This window comes from Bradyrhizobium sp. 62 (genome assembly GCF_023073035.1).
GTDB lineage: Bacteria > Pseudomonadota > Alphaproteobacteria > Rhizobiales > Xanthobacteraceae > Bradyrhizobium.
Genome location: NZ_JADPIT010000014.1, coordinates 305,903 through 323,829, shown reverse-complemented (window position 1 = coordinate 323,829; position 17,927 = coordinate 305,903). Strand labels below are relative to the sequence as shown.

The 17,927-nt window shown below is 65.5% G+C and carries 17 protein-coding genes; 5 read left to right on the top strand and 12 right to left on the bottom strand.

The window, feature by feature from the left end; genetic code table 11:
• The 7 genes from IVB47_RS10130 to proB all read right to left on the bottom strand — a co-directional run.
• Positions 1-986, bottom strand: a 986-nt coding sequence (locus tag IVB47_RS10130) for a S41 family peptidase (RefSeq protein ID WP_247461328.1), incomplete at its 3' end; no start/stop codon positions are given.
• Positions 983-2,329 carry a peptidoglycan DD-metalloendopeptidase family protein gene (locus IVB47_RS10125; RefSeq protein ID WP_247461327.1) on the bottom strand — a complete coding sequence of 449 codons (1,347 nt, stop codon included), beginning with the start codon at positions 2,327-2,329 and terminating at the stop codon, positions 983-985. The genes IVB47_RS10125 and IVB47_RS10130, both read right to left, overlap by 4 nt.
• A 33-nt stretch (positions 2,330-2,362) precedes the next feature.
• On the bottom strand, positions 2,363-2,845 hold the full coding sequence (rlmH, locus tag IVB47_RS10120) for a 23S rRNA (pseudouridine(1915)-N(3))-methyltransferase RlmH (RefSeq protein ID WP_027566421.1): 483 nt from the start codon (positions 2,843-2,845) through the stop codon (positions 2,363-2,365).
• A 96-nt stretch (positions 2,846-2,941) separates the two neighbouring features.
• Positions 2,942-3,298 carry a ribosome silencing factor gene (gene rsfS, locus IVB47_RS10115; protein WP_007604366.1) on the bottom strand — a complete coding sequence of 119 codons (357 nt, stop codon included), beginning with the start codon at positions 3,296-3,298 and terminating at the stop codon, positions 2,942-2,944.
• A 238-nt stretch (positions 3,299-3,536) separates the two neighbouring features.
• Positions 3,537-4,181 (bottom strand): nicotinate-nucleotide adenylyltransferase, encoded by a 645-nt coding sequence (locus IVB47_RS10110; RefSeq protein WP_247461325.1) that lies wholly within the window; start codon positions 4,179-4,181, stop codon positions 3,537-3,539.
• A gap of 20 nt (positions 4,182-4,201) precedes the next feature.
• A complete protein-coding gene (locus tag IVB47_RS10105; RefSeq protein ID WP_247461322.1) occupies positions 4,202-5,497 on the bottom strand; it encodes a glutamate-5-semialdehyde dehydrogenase in 1,296 nt (431 codons plus the stop codon).
• A gap of 161 nt (positions 5,498-5,658) precedes the next feature.
• Positions 5,659-6,780 carry a glutamate 5-kinase gene (proB, locus tag IVB47_RS10100; protein WP_247461321.1) on the bottom strand — a complete coding sequence of 374 codons (1,122 nt, stop codon included), beginning with the start codon at positions 6,778-6,780 and terminating at the stop codon, positions 5,659-5,661.
• 166 nt (positions 6,781-6,946) lie between these two features.
• On the opposite strand from proB, the gene IVB47_RS10095 reads away from it, so the two are divergent.
• Entirely contained in the window at positions 6,947-7,912 is a 966-nt protein-coding gene (locus tag IVB47_RS10095) for a Bug family tripartite tricarboxylate transporter substrate binding protein (RefSeq protein WP_247461319.1), read from the top strand.
• 134 nt (positions 7,913-8,046) lie between these two features.
• On the opposite strand, the gene IVB47_RS10090 is transcribed toward IVB47_RS10095, so the two are convergent.
• Positions 8,047-8,577 (bottom strand): SH3 domain-containing protein, encoded by a 531-nt coding sequence (locus tag IVB47_RS10090; RefSeq protein ID WP_247461317.1) that lies wholly within the window; start codon positions 8,575-8,577, stop codon positions 8,047-8,049.
• Positions 8,578-8,890: 313 nt separating this feature from the next.
• Between IVB47_RS10090 and IVB47_RS10085 the strand changes: the two genes are divergently transcribed.
• Positions 8,891-9,904: a D-glycerate dehydrogenase gene (locus IVB47_RS10085; RefSeq protein WP_247461314.1), complete on the top strand. Its 1,014-nt coding sequence runs from the start codon at positions 8,891-8,893 to the stop codon at positions 9,902-9,904.
• A gap of 140 nt (positions 9,905-10,044) precedes the next feature.
• On the opposite strand, the gene IVB47_RS10080 is transcribed toward IVB47_RS10085, so the two are convergent.
• On the bottom strand, positions 10,045-10,953 hold the full coding sequence (locus IVB47_RS10080; RefSeq protein ID WP_247461312.1) for a LysR family transcriptional regulator: 909 nt from the start codon (positions 10,951-10,953) through the stop codon (positions 10,045-10,047).
• Positions 10,954-11,068: 115 nt separating this feature from the next.
• On the opposite strand from IVB47_RS10080, the gene IVB47_RS10075 reads away from it, so the two are divergent.
• Positions 11,069-12,076 (top strand): aldo/keto reductase, encoded by a 1,008-nt coding sequence (locus IVB47_RS10075; protein WP_247461309.1) that lies wholly within the window; start codon positions 11,069-11,071, stop codon positions 12,074-12,076.
• A 9-nt stretch (positions 12,077-12,085) separates the two neighbouring features.
• On the opposite strand, the gene moeB is transcribed toward IVB47_RS10075, so the two are convergent.
• A complete protein-coding gene (gene moeB / locus IVB47_RS10070; protein ID WP_247405001.1) occupies positions 12,086-12,889 on the bottom strand; it encodes a molybdopterin-synthase adenylyltransferase MoeB in 804 nt (267 codons plus the stop codon).
• 234 nt (positions 12,890-13,123) lie between these two features.
• Here moeB and IVB47_RS10065 point away from each other — a divergent pair, with 234 nt between their 5' ends.
• Entirely contained in the window at positions 13,124-14,482 is a 1,359-nt protein-coding gene (locus IVB47_RS10065; RefSeq protein WP_247461307.1) for a serine protease, read from the top strand.
• Positions 14,483-14,550: 68 nt separating this feature from the next.
• Here IVB47_RS10065 and ggt read toward each other — a convergent pair whose 3' ends face one another.
• Positions 14,551-16,230 carry a gamma-glutamyltransferase gene (gene ggt / locus IVB47_RS10060; protein ID WP_247461305.1) on the bottom strand — a complete coding sequence of 560 codons (1,680 nt, stop codon included), beginning with the start codon at positions 16,228-16,230 and terminating at the stop codon, positions 14,551-14,553.
• A gap of 238 nt (positions 16,231-16,468) precedes the next feature.
• Between ggt and IVB47_RS10055 the strand changes: the two genes are divergently transcribed.
• Positions 16,469-17,212 (top strand): ParA family protein, encoded by a 744-nt coding sequence (locus IVB47_RS10055; RefSeq protein ID WP_247461303.1) that lies wholly within the window; start codon positions 16,469-16,471, stop codon positions 17,210-17,212.
• A 299-nt stretch (positions 17,213-17,511) separates the two neighbouring features.
• On the opposite strand, the gene IVB47_RS10050 is transcribed toward IVB47_RS10055, so the two are convergent.
• The coding region (locus IVB47_RS10050; RefSeq protein ID WP_276576864.1) for a zinc finger domain-containing protein at positions 17,512-17,927 on the bottom strand (416 nt) is incomplete at its 5' end.

Sequence of the window (17,927 nt, the reverse complement as noted above, 5' to 3'; positions counted from 1 at the left end):
GAGCCCTTGCCGAACGAGCGCGTGCCGACGATGGTCGCGCGCTTGTGGTCCTGCAGCGCACCGGCAACGATCTCCGACGCCGAAGCCGAGCCGCCGTTGACCAGCACGATGACCGGCTTGCCCTTGGTGAGGTCGCCCGTATGCGCGGTACGGCGCTGGGTCTCCTCGGCATTGCGGCCGCGGGTCGAGACGATCTCGCCCTTCTCCAGGAAGGAGTCGGAGACGGTGACCGCTTCCTCGAGCAGCCCGCCCGGGTTGTTGCGGAGGTCGATGACATAGCCCTTCAGCTTGTCGCCGATCTGATTCGAGAGGTTGGCGACCTCGCGCTTCAGGCCTTCGGTGGTCTGCTCGTTGAAGGTGGTGATGCGGATATAGGCGATGTCGTCGGCCTCGACGCGAGCGCGCACCGAGCGGACGCGGATGTTGTCGCGCACCAGCGTGACGTCGATCGGATTGTCCTGGCCCTTGCGGATGATCTTGAGCTTGATCTTGGTGTTGACGGGGCCGCGCATCTTCTCGACCGCCTGGTTCAGGGTCAGGCCCTGCACCGCCTCGTCGTCGAGATTGGTGATGATGTCGTTGGCCATGACGCCAGCGCGCGAGGCCGGGGTGTCGTCGATCGGCGAGACCACCTTGATCAGGCCGTCTTCCATCGTGACTTCGATGCCGAGGCCGCCGAACTCACCGCGGGTCTGCACCTGCATGTCGCGGAAGCTCTTGGCGTCCATGTAGCTCGAATGCGGATCGAGACCGGTGAGCATGCCGCTGATCGCGGATTCGATCAGCTTGGTGTCGTCGGGCTTCTCGACATAGTCCGAGCGCACGCGCTCGAAGACGTCGCCGAACAAATTGAGCTGGCGATAGGTGTCCGCGGTGGCGGCTCGCGCGCTGGAGCCCATGAAGACTGCGCGCGGTTGCGTCACGAACAGCGTCAGCGCCGCACCGGTGGCCGCGCTGAGGAGGATAACTGAAGTCTTGCGCATCATCCGCGAACCTTCTCGCCTTCATTTGCGGCCCACCATGGGCCTGGATCGATTGGAGTGCCGTCTTTGCGGAACTCGACATAGAGCACAGGTTGACTCGCGTTCGTGGCGAGAATGGAGGCGACTTGAGAAGTCGACCCCATGGTCGCGACAGGCTCCCCCGTGAGCACAAACTGACCGATGTTGACCGAAATGCGCTCCATCCCGGCGATCAGCACATGATACCCGCCCCCGGCATTGAGGATCAAGAGTTGTCCATAGCTGCGGAACGGGCCGGCATAGACCACCCAGCCGTCACACGGCGTCGTGACCTGGGAGCCGGGCCTGGTCGCCAGCGAAATGCCCTTCTGAACCCCGCCGAGCCCGTCCGAACCGCCGAAATCCCTGATCTTGTTACCGTTAACCGGAAGAGGCAGCAGACCCTTGGCCGCAGCGAAGGCCATCGCAGGGGTGGTCCGGGAACGATCCTTGAAAGCGCCGGGGCCGGTCTTGGCGCTGGCGGCCGCGTTTGCAGCCGCCTTGGCCTCGGCCTGCCTGGCCGCCTCGGCCGCCTTCTCGGCTGCCTTGGCGGCACTTTGCAGATCCTGCTCCATCTTGGCGATCAGCCCCTGGAGATCGCCGACCTGTCGTGAGAGCGCGACGGCGCGCGCATTCTCGGCGTCGAGGTCCTTTTCGCGCGACGCCTGCTGGCGCTGCCGCTCGTCGACCAGAGCCGCGAGCCGGGTCTGGTCGTTACGCACCTTGTCGCGGTCGGATGCGAGCTGGTCGCGCTCGGTCGCGATGGTCTTGCGCAAGGCCACGAGCTCGCCGAGCTCGCTTGCGATCTTCTCGGCACGACCGCGTAATTCCGGCACGACGGCACCGAGCAGCATCGCCGTGCGCAGCGATTGCAGGGCATCCTCGGGCCGTACCAATAGCGCTGGCGGCGTCCGCCTTCCGGCGCGCTGCAAGGCCGCCAGCACCTCGACGATGTCGGCGCGGCGTAAATCGAGCGAGCTGCGCATCGCCTGCTCGCGGCCGTTCAGCGATCGCAGCCGCACTTCGGCCTCGTCGATCTTGATCTCGACGGTGCGCACATTGGCGGCGGTGTCGATCAATTGTTGATTGAGCTGGGTGCGGTCCTGGCCGAGCGAGGTGATCTCGGCCTTGAGCTTGGCCTGCGCTTCCTCCGCGCTCTTCTTGCTGGCGCGCGCGGCTTCGAGCTCCTGCTCGCGCTGCTTGATCGCATCGGGCGCGACGGCCGCAGTCTGCGGTGCAGGCGTCTGAGCTTGCGCGAGGCTTGCGCCCAAAATAGTTGAGCCCAAAACGCCGGCGATCAGCAGCAGGTTGAGAATTGGCGCTCGCATCGCTTTAAGCAAAGGTGCTCGTTGTGGCGCGGATCACGCGCGGTGATAGGGGTGGCCGGCCAGAATGGTGGCGGCCCGATAAAGCTGTTCCAGAAGCATGACGCGGACCATTTGATGCGGCCAGGTCGCAGAGCCGAACGCGATCGCGAGCTTGGCCTTACGGCGCAATTCGGGCGAAAGTCCGTCCGCCCCTCCGATCATGAAGATAGTATGACCGGCACCCTCGTCGCGCCAGCGCCCGAGATGCCGTGCGAATACGGTCGAATCCAGATTCTGGCCGCGCTCGTCCAGCGCCACCAGGACCGATTTTTCGGGAACATGCGCGGAGATCGCCGCCGCCTCTTCGGCCATCCGCGTCGCGGTATCGCGCGCACGGCTTTCGGGCAATTCGTGGATGGCGAGCTCGCGGAATCCGAGCTTGCGGCCGGCCTCGTCGAACCGCTCGAAATAGCGCTCGGCAAGCTCCCGTTCGGGGCCCTGCTTCAGCCGGCCCACCGCAATGACGGCTATGCGCATGATATGTTCAGGGTCGCGTTTTCTGGACCGCGCGCGATCTGCGCGCGCACGACGCTAGCATGCGCGTCAGCCGATTCGAAATCGGCCAGCAGCCTCTCAGATCGCCTTCGCCGCCCCTGGGCCCTGCGTGTACAATCTCTCGAGACTGTAGAACTCGCGGACCTCGGGTCTGAACACGTGCACGATCACATCGCCGGAATCGATCAGCACCCAGTCGCAATTGGGCAAGCCCTCGACGTGGATGTTCTTGATACCGTTTTCCTTGAGGCCTTTGGCGACGTTCTCCGCGATCGCGCCGACGTGCCGGTTGGCCCGGCCGGTGGTGACGATCATGTAGTCGGAGTAGGCCGATTTGCCGCGAAGGTCGATGGTGACCGTCTCTTCCGCCTTCATGTCGTCGAGGCGGGAGAGGATCAGGCTCAGCGTCTTGTCGGCGTCGGGTTGCGCCTTCAAGGCCGCAGCTTTGGTCGATGTTTTACGCGTCGGCTTGGCAACCTTGGGTAAAACAGACTTCGGTGAAGCCGTCTTGGGTGAGGCTGTCTTGGACAATACAGATGTGGTCAGGGACCATTCCTTTCACTGTATCGCGAACGCCGAATCCGGCGCTCACTGGTTACACTACATCATGTGGGGTTAAGGGTTTCAATATGCCAGAGAGCCCGAAGGCCACATGGCGTTCGCACAATCTGACTCACTTCGTACCTTTCCAGCTTCCGTCCGGGTTCCGTAAGCCGGTCGACGAGAGATTCAGCTTCATTCCGGTCAGGAACACCCAGGCCGGGGCGGCCCGATCCGCAAGCAATGGCGCCTCATTCTCCGGCATCCGATAGCGCCTGAGCGCCTGGGCGGCGGGAGAGGCGAGCGCGCGAAAACTCTGCGGCGGGCGGTCGATGACCGCGATCGGTACCTGATCGGCGATGCGCCGCCAGTGCTGCCAACGATGGAATTGAGCGAGGTTGTCGGCGCCCATGATCCAGACAAAGCGCAAGCCCGAGAGGCGGCGGCGCAAGGTGTTGATCGTGTCGATGGTATAGCGCGTGCGAATGACGGATTCGAGACAGCTCACCTCGATCCTGGGATCGTCGGCCATTTCGCGTGCCGCCTGCATGCGCTCGCCGAGCTCATGCAGCGCGCCGTTCTCCTTCAGCGGATTGCCTGGCGTCACCAGCCACCACACGCGATCGAGCTGGAGACGTTTCAGCGCGAACTGGCTGATCGCGCGATGGGCCTGGTGCGGCGGATTGAACGAGCCGCCGAGCAGGCCGATGCGCATGCCAGAGGTATGGGTCGGTATGGCCTGCGCGAAGAAACGTGGCGCGACGAAATTGTTGCTCAATGCCCCGCGCCCTGCGTCGTCTACGGCCGCGTCTGCCCGGTACCGTGAACGCGATATTTGAAGCTCGTCAGCTGCTCGGCGCCAACCGGGCCGCGGGCATGGAATCTGCCGGTGGCGATGCCGATCTCGGCGCCGAAGCCGAACTCGCCGCCGTCGGCGAACTGCGTCGAGGCGTTGTGCAGCACGATCGCGGAATCGACCTCGCTCAGGAATCTTTTCGCAACGGTCTCATCCGCGCTCACGATCGCATCGGTATGATGCGAGCCGTGGTTCTGGATATGCGCGATCGCGCCGTCGACGCCGTCCACCACCTTCGCTGCGATGATCGCATCGAGATATTCGGTGTCCCAATCGTCCGCGCTCGCGGGTTTGACGCGCGGATCGGTCTTTTGCACGGCGTCGTCGCCGCGCACTTCGCAGCCGGCCTCGATCAGCATCTCGACCAGCGGCTTGAGGTTTTTACCGGCAGCGGCGCGATCGACCAGCAGCGTCTCGGCGGCGCCGCAGACGCCGGTGCGGCGCATCTTGGCGTTGAGCACGATCGATTTCGCCATGGCGAGGTCGGCGCTGCCGTCGATGTAGACGTGATTGACGCCTTCGAGATGCGCGAACACCGGCACGCGCGCTTCCTGCTCGACACGTGCGACGAGGCTCTTGCCTCCGCGCGGCACGATCACGTCGACGGCGCCGTTCAATCCCGACAGCATCTGGCCGACCGCCGCGCGGTCGCGCGTCGGCACCAGCGTGATTGCAGCCTCGGGGAGGCCCGCTTCGCGCAGGCCCTGCACCAGGCATTGATGGATCGCGCGGCAGGAGCGGAAACTGTCGGAGCCGCCGCGCAGGATCACGGCATTGCCGGACTTCAGGCAGAGAACGCCGGCGTCCGCCGCAACGTTCGGCCGGCTCTCGAAGATCACGCCGACGACGCCGAGCGGCACGCGCACGCGCTCGATGGTCATGCCGTTCGGCCGTTGCCACCTCTCGGTGACGATGCCGACCGGATCGGCAATGCCGCGCACGATGCCGATGCCCTCGGCCATGCCCTCGACCCGCGCCGGCGTCAGCGTCAGGCGATCGATGAAGGACGAGGTGGCGTTGCCGGAGGCGCGGGCGTCGGTGACGTCCTCGGCATTGGCGGCAAGGATCGCGGCCGCGTTGTTGCGGATCGCCCGCGCCATGGCCTCGAGCGCCCGGTTCTTCTGCTCCGGCGGCGCCAGCGCCAGCACGCGCGCGGCAGCGCGGGCACGGGTACCGAGATCGGTCATCAGCGCCTGAAGATCGGCATTGCCGTCGACGGCTTTGAGGGGGGCGGCCATGGGAGTTTCAACCTTCTGCTAAGGCAGTGTCCTAGCACGGAAATCCCGCTTTTGCGAAGGGTCGGCAGGGTATGGCAGGGCTTCACGTGCCGGACGACAGCTCGGTCAATGGCCTAGCTCCGGCGTCATGGCGGGCTTGACCCGGCCATGACGACAAAAGCCTACCCGCCCATCACCAGATCGTCGCGGTGGATCATCTCGGACCTCCCGCTGATGCCGAGGATGGCCATGACATCCGGGGAGGAGCGGCCCTTGATCCGCTCGGCATCGTCGGCGTCATAGGCGATCAGGCCTCGGCCGACCTCGCTGGTGTCGGGGCCGCGGACGATCACGGCGTCGCCGCGGGCGAACTGGCCCTCGACCTTGACGACTCCGGCCGGCAGCAGGCTGGCGCCCGCGCGCAGCGCCGCGACCGCGCCGGCGTCGATCGTCAGCGTGCCCTTCGGCTCCAGCGAGCCCGCAATCCAGCGCTTTCGCGACGTGATGGGATTGGCCGGCGTCAGGAACCAGGTGCAGCGGCCGCCATCGGCGACCGCCTGAAGCGGATGCTCGATCTTGCCCGAGGCGATCAGCATATGCGTGCCGCCGGTGGTCGCGATTTTTGCGGCTTCGACCTTGGTGCGCATGCCGCCGCGCGATAGCTCGGACTCGGCGTCGCCGGCGACGGCCTCGATCTCCGAGGAGATGCTGTCGACGACGGGAATGAGCTTGGCGTCCGGGTTGTTCTTCGGCGGGGCGTCGTAGAGCCCGTCGATGTCCGACAGCAGCACCAGCAGGTCCGCGCTCGCCATGGTGGCGACGCGCGCGGCGAGGCGGTCATTGTCGCCGTAGCGGATCTCGTTGGTGGCGACGGTGTCGTTCTCGTTGATCACGGGGATCGCGCGCCACTCCAGCAGCTTGCCGATGGTGGAGCGCGCGTTGAGATAGCGGCGGCGCTCCTCGGTGTCCTGCAGCGTCACCAGGATCTGGCCGGCGCCGATGCCGTGGGCGCCAAGGACCTCCGACCAGATGCGGGCGAGCGCGATCTGACCGACGGCGGCGGCCGCCTGGCTCTCCTCCAGCTTCAGCGGGCCGCGCGGCAGTTTCAGGCGGCTGCGGCCGAGCGCGATCGAGCCGGAGGACACGACGAGCACGTCACGTCCCTCGCGATGCAGCCTGGCCATGTCGTCGGCGAGCGCGGCAAGCCAGGACGCCCGCACCTCGCCCTTGTCGGAATCGACCAGCAGCGCGGAGCCGACCTTGACGACGATGCGGCGGAATTGACTGAGTTCGGGGCTGGCCATCTGTGTATGTGGTGTGTGTATGTGCTGGAGAGCGGCGCCGGTAAGGCCCGCTTTTGCAGCAGGACGATGGCCGGCGCAAGGCGGCAGGCCCGGTAAACGGCGCTTGTCCGGAACGCCCGTCTGGCTCTAACTGTCGCCAACCATAATGGGCTCAAAGAGGAAACCGATGGATCGCCGCAACTTCATCGCCGGGTGCCTCGGGCTGCCGTTGTTGGCGCAAGCGGGCGGTTCGCAAGCACAGACCGGGCTGACAAAAGTGATCTTCCCGTTCGCGGCGGGAGCGGGTGGCGACACGCTGTGCCGGCTGATTGCGCAGGAGATGGCGCCGGCGCTGCAGCGGACCATCGTGGTCGAGAACCGCACCGGCGGGGACGGCCTGATCGGCATCAAGGCGGTGAAGGGCGGCAGCCCCGACGGCAGCATGGTGCTGGTGACGACCGGGCCCACGATGTACCTGCTGCCGATGGTGGAGACGACCCCGAGCTTCGATACCGCAAAGGATTTCGTCCCGGTCTCGCTGCTGGTGCGGTTCGAGTTCGCCGTCGTGATCAGTCCGACGATCGATGCCGCGGATTTCAAGGGATTTGTCGCCTGGCTGAAGGCGCATCCGGACAAGGCGTCGTTCGGCGTGCCGAGCAACGGCACCATCCCGCATTTCATGGGCTCCAAGCTCGAGAAGGATCTCGGCATTCCCATGACGCGCGTGCCCTATCGGGGCAGCGCGCCGATCCTCAACGACATCATCGGCGGTCATGTCTCGTTCGGTATCGTCACATTGGCGGATGCATTGCCGCAGCATCGTGCCAAGGGCGTGAAGATCATTGCGGTCGCGAGCGCCGAACGTTCACCCTTTGCTTCGGAGGTGCCGACCTTGAAGGAGAGCGGCATCGATCTTGTCGCGGACGCCTGGTACGGCATGTGGCTTCCCGCCGGCAGCTCGCCGGAATTCGCAAGCAAGCTCGGCGCTGCCGCAAGCGCCGCGCTCGCCAAGCCCGAGGTGAAGGAAAAGCTCACCGCAATCGGGCTGATCCCGGTCGGCAGCAGCGCGGAAGGTCTGACGAAGGAGCTCGCCGCAAACACCGCCTTTTGGCAGCCGATCGTGAAGGCGACGGGATACAAGATCGAGAAGTAGTTTCTGTTTCCGCTCTACGCCGTCATGGCCGGGCTTGTCCCGGCCATCCACGGCCGTCGCGCGGCCACAAGAACGTGGATGCCCGGGACGAGCCCGGGCATGACGGTGGAACACAGCTCCGCTCCCGCCCAACGTCAGTTCACCTGCTCGTCCGAATAGACGCCCCAGAGACGTTCCTGCTGGATCCAGCCGTCAAAGCCGTTACCGCTGACGCGGCACCAGTTTGCGCTGCACTTTTTCACCTGGGTGACGACACCGGCCTGGAGCCTGGCCGCAACCGCGCTGTCGGGATCGGCGCGATCGTAGATCGACGCGAGCTCGTCCTTGTGCTTCATCGTGACGACCGCGGTGCGGCGGCCCGACAGCAGCGAGTGATAGACCCAGCCCTCGGCGCCCTCGGAATCGCGGACCCGGCGCCAGTTCTCGAACTCGGCGGTGATTTCGACCGGCAGGCCGGAGCGGGTGTAGACCCAGGCGACATCATTGTCCTTGGTCGGGCCGGCGCGGACGTTGACGTGATCCGATTTCAGGCTGACGTAGCGCGGCACCGGGAGGCCCGAGGCCGTCTGGGGTGTGCTGTCCTTTGCCGAATGCCCGGGACTGACCGAAGCGCTCAACCAGGTGCAAACGAGCGCCATCACCGAACAAAAACGCCCCAACGCCATCAACCCGTCTCCTGTCGAAGGTCCGGCCGAGCCGGGCCCTCACCCCAAAATTCCAAAACCAGGCCGCTGTCGCCCCTGACCCGCCCCACGCGGGTGTTCCCGAGCCCTTTGCCCGTGGTTCTTGTCTTGGCCCGGCCTTCTGCTAGAGAGGACGGACGTCTGAACAACCGGTTTGTCCCGATTTTCCGGCCGGAAATGTCGGGAGAGCTTGAAGGAAACGCCGGGGACGACACGGCAAAGGCAGTGTCGAACAACCGGGTTAATGAGGCCTCAACGGCCGGCCTTTGGCGACAGAGGCGGCTCGCAATGCCTCATGAGGGCAGGACATGTCGGTGAAGAAAAAGCCCTCGTCGTCGTGACGCGCAAGCTTCCGGACTCGATCGAGACCCGGATGCGCGAGCTGTTCGACGCGCGGATCAACCTCGACGACGCGCCGATGTCGGCCGAGCAGATCGCGGAAGCCGCCCGTACCGCCGACGTACTGGTTCCGACCGTGACCGATCACATCTCCGCCGACATCGTCAACCAGCCCGACTGCAGGCTGAAACTGATCGCGAATTTCGGCAACGGCGTCGACAACATCGATGTCGAGGCCGCGCATGCCCGCGGCATAACCGTCACCAACACGCCCAAAGTTTTGACCGAAGACACCGCCGACATGACCATGGCTCTGATCCTCGCCGTGCCCAGGCGGATGATCGAAGGCGCCTCGATCCTGACGGAAGGAAAACCCTGGCCCGGCTGGTCGCCGACCTGGATGCTTGGCCATCGCATCGGCGGAAAGCGCCTCGGCATCATCGGCATGGGCCGCATCGGCCAAGCGGTCGCACGCCGCGCCCGCGCCTTCGGCTTGCAGATCCACTACCACAACCGGCGGCCGGTGGCGCCGAAGATCGCCGAAGAGCTGGGCGCGACCTATTGGGAAAGCCTCGACCAGATGCTGGCGCGGATGGACATCATCTCCGTGAACTGTCCGCACACGCCGGCGACCTACCATCTGCTGTCGGCGCGCCGGCTGAAGCTGATCCGCAAGGACGCCTACATCGTCAACACCGCGCGCGGCGGGGTCACCGACGAGGACACGCTGATCAAGCTGATCGAAGGCGGCGAGATCGGCGGCGCCGGCCTCGATGTCTATGAGCACGAGCCCGCGGTGAACCCGAAGCTGGTGCGGCTCGCCAAGGCCGGCAAGGTGACGTTGCTGCCGCATATGGGCTCGGCCACGATCGAGGGCCGCGTCGAGATGGGCGAGAAGGTGATCATCAACATCCGCACCTTCCTCGATGCGCACAAGCCGCCGGATCGCGTGCTGCCGAGCATGCTCTGAGTTCAACTTACTGCGCGATAAGCTCTCCTGCCTCCTCCTGAGGAGACCGCGTAGCGATCGTCTCGAAGGATGGCCGCAGGCGAGATCCGGGCCTTCATGGTTCGAGATGCGCGTTCCGCGCTCCTCACCATGAGGGTCTGCTATCTCCGGGCGTTGCGCTTGCGCCAGTCGGCAACGAAATCGATGAAGGCCCGCAGTGCCGGCGGCGTCTGGCGCCGGCTTGGATAATACAGGAACGGGCCCGGAAACGGCTCGCACCAGTCTTCAAGCAGCCTGACCAGCGCGCCCGACTTCAGGGCTTCGCCGACATATCCATCGAGCGTCGCCCAGACACCGGCGCCGTCGAGCGCAGCGCGCATGGAAAGGCCCATGTTGGTCGAGATCAGCTTTGCCGGCGGATCGACTTTCACCAGCTGTCCGGCCTTCTCGAACTCCAGATCATGCATGACACCGCTGGAGTAGCGGGCGCGGATGCAATCGTGGTCGAGCAGATCCTTCGGATGCTCAGGCTTGCCGCGGCGCGCGAGGTAATCGGGCGAAGCGACCACGACATAGCTCTGCGGACCGCTGAGCGAGATCGCGACCATGTCCTGCGCGAGATGCTCGCCATAGCGCACGCCGGCATCGAAGCCCGCGCTGACGATGTCGACGAACCCGCTCTCGGAGACGACGTCGAGGTCGACTTGGGGATAGGCCTTCAGGAACGGCCCGATCATCGGCGCCAGCACGAGATCGACCGCGGGCGGCGGTGCGTTGATGCGTAGCCGGCCCGAGGCCACCTCGCGCAGGCCGCGGACTTGATCGAGGGCGTCGCCGACATCGCGCAGCGCCGGCGCCACGCGCGACAGTAGCAGCTCGCCCGCCTCGGTCAGGGCGACGCTGCGGGTGGTGCGGTTCATCAGGCGCACGCCGAGGCGCTCCTCGAGGTCCCGCAATCGCTGGCTAAGGCTCGACACCGACACGCGAATATCGATCGCCGCGCGCCGGAAATTGCGGGTGCGGGCGACCGCCACGAAGACGTCGAGATCACGCAGGTCGGGCTCAGCCATTGTTCGCTAATGTGAACAAGCCATTCTCGATTGTCCAGCTTATCGGCGTAATCGATCAGGCGCATATCAGGCCTCGTCACGCGGCGCAGTCAGCGCCTTTTCGAGGAGAGCCATCATGGAACAGCGCAAACTCGGTTCAACCGGCCCCACCGTCTCCGCTCTCGGTCTCGGCTGCATGGGCATGTCCGAGGTCTACGGCCCCGCCGATCGCGGCGAGAGCATCGCCACGATCCACGCCGCGCTGGATGCCGGCATCACCCTGGTCGACACCGGCGATTTCTACGCCATGGGCCACAATGAAATGCTGGTGCGCGAAGCGCTCAAGGACGTGCCGCGCGACAAGGTGCAGATCAGCGTCAAATTCGGTGCGCTGCGCGGTCCTGCCGGCGAATTCACCGGCATGGACACGAGGCCGGCCGCAACGAGGAACTTCCTGGCCTATTCACTGCAGCGGCTCGGCACCGACTACATCGACGTCTACCGCCCGGCGCGGCTCGATCCCAACATTCCGATCGAGGAGACTATCGGCGGCATCGCCGATCTCGTGAAGGCCGGCTACATCAAACATATCGGCCTGTCCGAGGTCGGCTCCGACACCATCCGCCGCGCGCATGCCGTGCACCCGATCGCCGATCTCCAGATCGAATATTCGCTGATCGAGCGTGGCATCGAACGCGACATCCTGACGACCTGCCGCGAGTTCGGCATCGGCATCACGGCTTACGGCGTGTTGGCACGCGGCCTGATCAGCGGCCATTGGTCGAAGGACTCCGGCAAGACAGGCAAGGACTACCGGCTGATGACGCCGCGCTTCCAAGGATCGAATCTCGACGTCAATCTGGCGCTGGTGGAGCAGCTGCGCGCCATCGCCGCCGAGATTGGCGCGACGCCGGCACAAGTCGCGATCGCCTGGGTGGCGGCGCAAGGGAAGGAGATCGTACCGCTGGTCGGCGCCCGCACCCGCAACCGCCTCAGCGAGGCACTTGGCGCGGCCAAGGTCACGCTGACGCCGGCTCATCTCGCGCTGTTGGCAAAGGCCTTCCCGCCCGATGTCGCCGCCGGTACGCGTTACGCCGCCGAGCAGATGGCGCATCTCGACAGCGAGAAGCCGGCCACGGCGTAGCGGCTGCGATCAGGTGCGATGGGCGCTGAGATCAGTGATCACAGGCCCATCGCCATTGAGCGGATTGGCTGGATCGCGCGCGTAACGCAGCGTCTCGAAGCGCATCGCGCGCGCATCGATCATCAGGAGGCGGCCAACCAGGCCGTCGCCGAAGCCGACGATCTCGCGGATCGCCTCCAGCGCCATCATCGAGCCCATCACGCCCGCCAGCGCGCCCATGACGCCGGCTTCGGCGCAGGCCGGCACGGTCCCAGGCGGTGGCGCCTCCGGGAACAGGCAGCGATAGGTCGGATTGAATTCGCCCTGCTCGTTCTTCTCATGCGCGCGGATGGTGGTCAGCGAGCCATCGAAGGTGCCAAGCGCCGCCGTGATCAGCGGCCTCTTGGCGAAGAAGCAGGCGTCCGAGGCCAGATAGCGGGTCGAGAAATTGTCGGAGCCGTCGAGCACGAGGTCATAGTCGCCGATCAGCGCCAGCGCATTGTCGGCATTGAGCCAGGTGGCGTGACCGACGAAGCGGACATGCGGATTGAGCGCCGAGATCCGTTCGGCCGCGCTCTCGACCTTGTGCCGGCCGATATCGGGCGTGGTGTGAATCACCTGGCGCTGGAGGTTCGACAGCGACACCACATCGTCATCGACCACGCCGAGCGTACCGACGCCGGCGGCCGCAAGGTACATCAAGGCGGGCGCACCAAGCCCGCCGGCGCCGATCACCAGCACGGAGGCCCGCTTCAGCGCAGCCTGGCCGGGACCACCGACATCGCGCAGCACGATATGGCGGGCATAACGTTCGAGTTCGTCCGGGCTCAGCATCGTTATCCTTCGTTCTCTCAATCCTCATGGTGAGGAGCGCGGAACGCGCGTCTCGAACCATGCAGGCTCCATATCGCCCGGAGCCATCCTTCGAGATGCGGCCTTGAGGCCGCTCCTCAGGATGAGGGCCCGAGACCGCGGCCTCTATCGCCGGCCTGAACCACCGCAACATTGTTCGCGACCAACGAGATGTGCTTCAATGGCATTGCGTTCAATGGGCTGGCTGGATTTGTCATGAGATCGATGCTTGCGGCAACACTGATGTTTGCGGCTGCGACGGGCGCACACGCCCAGATGACGACACCGCAGATTCCCGGCACCAAGCCGAAGCCGGTCCAGACCGTTCCGATCCGGCCTCCTGCTTTGCAGACGCCGGCTGCGACGGCCGATGCCATGGCGCAGGCGGAGCGGCTATCGCTGCAGTCCGACCTTGCCTGGGTCGGCCAATATAACGGCGCCATCACCGGCGACGTCAGCGCGCGCCTGGTCGAGGCGATCAAGGAGTATCAGAAAGCGAAGGGCGGCAAGCCGACCGGCGTGCTCAATCCGCAGGAACGCGCCGCGCTCGCCGAGACCGCGCGCCGCAAACAGGAGAGCGTCGGCTGGAGGATTGTGACGGAGATGACCAGCGGCGCGCGGCTTGGCATTCCCTCAAAACTGGTGCCGCAGCAGGCGACCGACGCCAACGGCTCGAAATGGACCTCTCCCACCGGAACGGTGCAGGTGCTGCTCAGCCGCCGCAAGGAGGCGAACCCGACCACGGCCAAGCTTGCCGAAGCGGAAAAGAAGGAGCCGGGTCGCAAGGTCGACTACACCGTGGTGAAGCCCGACTTCTTCGTGCTGTCGGGTCTGCAGGGTCTGAAGAAATTTTACATGCGCGGCACCTCTCGGGGTGATGAAGTTCGCATCATGACGATCCTCTACGATCAGGCGACCGAGAACACGGTCGAGCCGGTCGTGATCGCGATGTCGAGCGCGTTCACTGCATTCCCGTCGGAGCCACAGGCCGGGCCGCCGCCACGCAAGACCGTCGAATATGGCACCGGGCTCGTCGTCAGCGACGATGGCGCGATCGTCACCGACCGCCTCGTCACCGATTCCTGTCTCGCGATCACGGTCGCCGGCTATGGCAGCGCCGACCGTCTCGCCGAAGACCGGGAACACGACCTCGCGCTGCTCCACATCTACGGCGCCCGCGGCCTGAAGCCGTTCAGCCTCGGCAGCGGCGCGGCGAAGACGAGCGTCGATATCATCGGTATCGCAGATCCGCAGAGCCAGGGCGGAGCCGCCGTTGCGTCGAGCCTCAAGGCTGCGCTGGCATCTGTCGGTGGCGGCGATTCCCCGCTCTCACCGCCGCCGGCTGTTGGCTTCTCCGGCAGCCCCGCCATCGACGGCGACGGCAAGTTCTCCGGCATCGCGGTGTTGAAGCCGGCGATGGTTGCGGGCGCCGCGACGTCGGTACCGGCGTCGCAGGCGGTGATGGTCTCCGCGGAGACGGTGCGCGATTTCCTGAAGACAAACGGTGTCACCGCGAGCGGCACCTCGGCGGATGCGAAAGCCGCCGTCGTGCGCGTGATCTGCGTGCGGAAGTAAGCTCGCCGAAGGTGCGCAACCTCCCCCGCAAGCGGCAGAGGTGACCAAGCCCGCGACCCAGCGCGCCATTAGCTCAGCCTGAATCTGATCCCGGCCTTCGCGAGACCGCCGGAAATCCCGACCGGCGTGCCGTCCGCACGCCAGCAGGCGGCGCCGATCATGGTGCCGTCGTCGTGGAAGGCGATACCGTTCATGCCGCCGGCGACTGTCGCGACAGGCTGCACCTTGTGGCCGAGGCGGTCGAGCTTCGCGCGCACGCTCTCCGGCACCGTCTGTTCGACTTCGAGCGCATTGCCTTCGGTCCAGACCCGCGGCGCTTCGACCGCTTCCTGCAAGCTCATGCCGTGGTCGATCAGATTGACCAGTGCCTGCATCGCGCTCGGGAAGATGCGCTTGCCCCCGGGCAGGCCCAGCGCGTAGCGCAGCTTTCCGTCACGGAGCGCCATCATCGGCGACATCGAGGTCGTCACCCGCTTGCCCGGCGCCAGCGACAGGGCGTGGCCTGGACGCGGATCAAACAGGTTCATGTAGTTGTTGGCGATGGCGCCGAGGCCAGGGATCATGATCTTGGCGCCGAACAGATTGTTGATGGTCTGCGTGGTCGCAACCACGTTGCCGAACGCATCCGCCGCCGTCATGTGCGTGGTGTGAGCGCCTTCAAGCTGCGACACGCCGGCGCCCCAGCTCTGCGCCCGTGCCGGATCGATCGCAGCGCGGCGCTCCTCGGCATAGGCCTTTGAGGTCAGCCGCTCCACGGGGACGCCGACATAATCAGGATCGCCGCTGGCAGCGGCGCGATCGGCGAATGCGATCTTCAGGACCTCCGCGAGATAGTGGATCGTTTCCGGTGTGCCGAAGCCGAGGCTGCCGATGTCGTAACCCTCCAGGATGTTCAGCATCTGCGCGATATGCACGCCCGAGGCCGCGGGCGGCGGCGGGCCAAAGATGGTCCAGCCGCGGTAATCGGCGCGGATCGGCTGCCGTTCGACGGTCTTGTAGCTGGTGAGGTCGTTGCGCCGGATGAAGCCGCCGGCCTTTTCCATGTAATCGACCAGGATGTCGCCAAGCGGTCCCTCATAGAGCGCCTTTTCACCGTGGTCGGCGATATGCCGCAACGTCTCGGCATATTCGGCCTGCACCACGCGTTCACCGACCTTCAACGGCTCTCCATCAGGCAAGTAAATCGCCGCGATCGGCTTGTCCTTGCGCATCTCGGCGGCGCTCTCGCTGATGCATTCGTGCAGATAGGGTGTCGCCGCATAGCCCCGCGCGGCGTGCTTGATCGCGGGCTGCATGACGTCGGCGAGGCTCATGGTGCCGAAGCGGCGCAGCGTCTCGCACCAGGCTTTCAGCGAACCCGGTGTGGCGACCGCCTTTGGGCCGTTGAGATTTTCATTGCCGACGGTGTCGAACACGTCATGCGCGGAACCCGGCGTCGGGGTGTAGCTGGTGTCAAGCACCGCCGCGGGCACGGTGCTCTGCCCGTCGATGAAACGGTGGCTGCGGTCGGCGAGCCGGATGTGCGCCATGCCACCGCCGATGATGCCCACCATCATCGGCTCGACCACGGTCAGCGTGAACAGGGTCGCTATCGCGGCGTCGACGGCGTTGCCGCCGGCGGCCAGCATTTCCGCGCCGGCGCTCGAGGCCAGTGGATGGTTGCTGACCACCATGCCGCGGCTCGATACCGCAGGCATCTTCTGGCATTCGAAATTCGTCGCCGTCCGGTCGCGCCAGTTTCCGCCCATGCCTCTTGTCCTTCTTACTCACGGTATCAAGCACAGCACACGTACGAGTACGGGTCCAGTAATGGTACGGATTCGCTGGCATTCCCGCTTCCGCCATCATCGTTCCTGCTGATTCGGACCTCCGCGATCCCCTTTGGATCGGGCCGGCACGTCCTGAGCGAGAAGAGCTCAGCATCGAGATCGATGCACGTTCGCGTGGCGTTTCCCTGGCCCAAGCACTCCAAAGGATTGATCTTCAATGCACACGATCGCACTGGCCACCCAAAAGGGTGGCAGCGGCAAGAGCACGCTCGCCATCGGCCTCGCGCTGGCAGCCAAGCAGGCCGGCTTCACCGTTCGCCTGATCGAAACCGACCCGCAGGGCACACTGTCCAACTGGCAGCGCCGCCGCACCACCGATGATCTCGTCGTCGAGCCGATCTATCACGCCGCCGACATCGAGCCGCGCCTGAGGATGCTGGCCGACAGCGGCCTCAAGATCGCGATCGTCGATACCGCCGCCGGCCTCAGCGCCGCGACCACCGCCGCGATCCGCCATTCCGACCTCTGCCTGATCCCGGCCCGCCCGAGCGTCGCCGACATCGAAGCCACCGTCTCCACGCTCAGCGTCGCGCGCGCCTGGAAGCGCCCCTACAGTTTCGTGCTGAACCAAACGCCGATCCGCGGCCAGCGTATCGATAATGCCGCCAACACCCTCGCCGAGGAAGCCGCGCTCGATTTGGCCGAGGTGCTCGCGCGTCCCCTGATCGTGATGCGCAACGACCACCAGGACTCGCTCGCAAGCGGCCTCGCGGTGAACGAATTCGCCCCGAACGGCAAGTCGACCGAGGAGATCCGCGGCCTCTGGCATTGGATCGAGACCCGGCTCGAGCTCGCCGCCACCACCAATGTCTTGATCGACCAGGTCATCGCGGCCGCGGACGGAATGTTGCACGTCGCCGCCGAGCTTGCAGCCGACGAGACCACGATACTGGCGTCCTGAGCGGGGCAATCGCTCAGACGGCAGCCGGCCCTTCACCATCCGGAAGGGGCCTTAGCGACGAAGCAATCCGGCCACCAGCCCGGCCGGATTGCTTCGCTTCGCGTTTTTGGGAAACTCTATCGTCTACGTCATTGCGAGGAGCCCTTGCGACGAAGCAATCCAGGCTGTTTCGTCGGCAAGGCAATCCAGAATCCGTGCCGCGGAAATAGCTGGATTGCTTCGCTGCGCTCGCAATGACGGTCGTGGTGGGCTCGTCACTCTCGCAGAAGCTTACGGCCTCTCGGTTACGAGCCTGATTTTCACTTCTGACATTTCGGACACCAGAAGGTCGACCGGCCGTTCTGCGTAAAACGCTTCACGGTGCCGCCGCATCGCGGCGTCGTGCATTTCTCGCCCTCGCGGTCATAGACCTTGAACGAGTGCTGGAAATAGCCGAGCTCGCCCGAGGTCTGGCGATGATCGCGCAAGCTGGAGCCGCCGGCCTTGATGGCGTCGTTCAGCACGGTATGGATCGCGCCGACCAGTCGCTTCGCATGGTCGGTGGTCTCGCCCTTCTTGGTCGACAGCGTCGCGGCGATCCGGCGCGGCGACAGATGCGAGCGATGCAGGGCTTCGCAGACATAGATATTGCCGAGCCCGGCGACCACGCGCTGATCGAGCAGCGCGGCTTTCAGGCTCGTGGTCTTGCCAGCGCAGGACCGCGCCAGCATCGCTG

Coding starts and splice junctions, on each gene's coding strand:
- IVB47_RS10125 (WP_247461327.1), bottom strand. CDS start 2,329: ATGCGAGCGCCAATTCTCAACCTGCTGCTGATCGCCGGCGTTTTGGGC.
- rlmH (WP_027566421.1), bottom strand. CDS start 2,845: ATGCGCATAGCCGTCATTGCGGTGGGCCGGCTGAAGCAGGGCCCCGAA.
- IVB47_RS10105 (WP_247461322.1), bottom strand. CDS start 5,497: ATGGCCGCCCCCCTCAAAGCCGTCGACGGCAATGCCGATCTTCAGGCG.
- proB (WP_247461321.1), bottom strand. CDS start 6,780: ATGGCCAGCCCCGAACTCAGTCAATTCCGCCGCATCGTCGTCAAGGTC.
- IVB47_RS10095 (WP_247461319.1), top strand. CDS start 6,947: ATGGATCGCCGCAACTTCATCGCCGGGTGCCTCGGGCTGCCGTTGTTG.
- IVB47_RS10090 (WP_247461317.1), bottom strand. CDS start 8,577: ATGGCGTTGGGGCGTTTTTGTTCGGTGATGGCGCTCGTTTGCACCTGG.
- IVB47_RS10085 (WP_247461314.1), top strand. CDS start 8,891: ATGAGGGCAGGACATGTCGGTGAAGAAAAAGCCCTCGTCGTCGTGACG.
- IVB47_RS10080 (WP_247461312.1), bottom strand. CDS start 10,953: ATGGCTGAGCCCGACCTGCGTGATCTCGACGTCTTCGTGGCGGTCGCC.
- IVB47_RS10075 (WP_247461309.1), top strand. CDS start 11,069: ATGGAACAGCGCAAACTCGGTTCAACCGGCCCCACCGTCTCCGCTCTC.
- moeB (WP_247405001.1), bottom strand. CDS start 12,889: ATGCTGAGCCCGGACGAACTCGAACGTTATGCCCGCCATATCGTGCTG.
- IVB47_RS10065 (WP_247461307.1), top strand. CDS start 13,124: ATGAGATCGATGCTTGCGGCAACACTGATGTTTGCGGCTGCGACGGGC.
- ggt (WP_247461305.1), bottom strand. CDS start 16,230: ATGGGCGGAAACTGGCGCGACCGGACGGCGACGAATTTCGAATGCCAG.
- IVB47_RS10055 (WP_247461303.1), top strand. CDS start 16,469: ATGCACACGATCGCACTGGCCACCCAAAAGGGTGGCAGCGGCAAGAGC.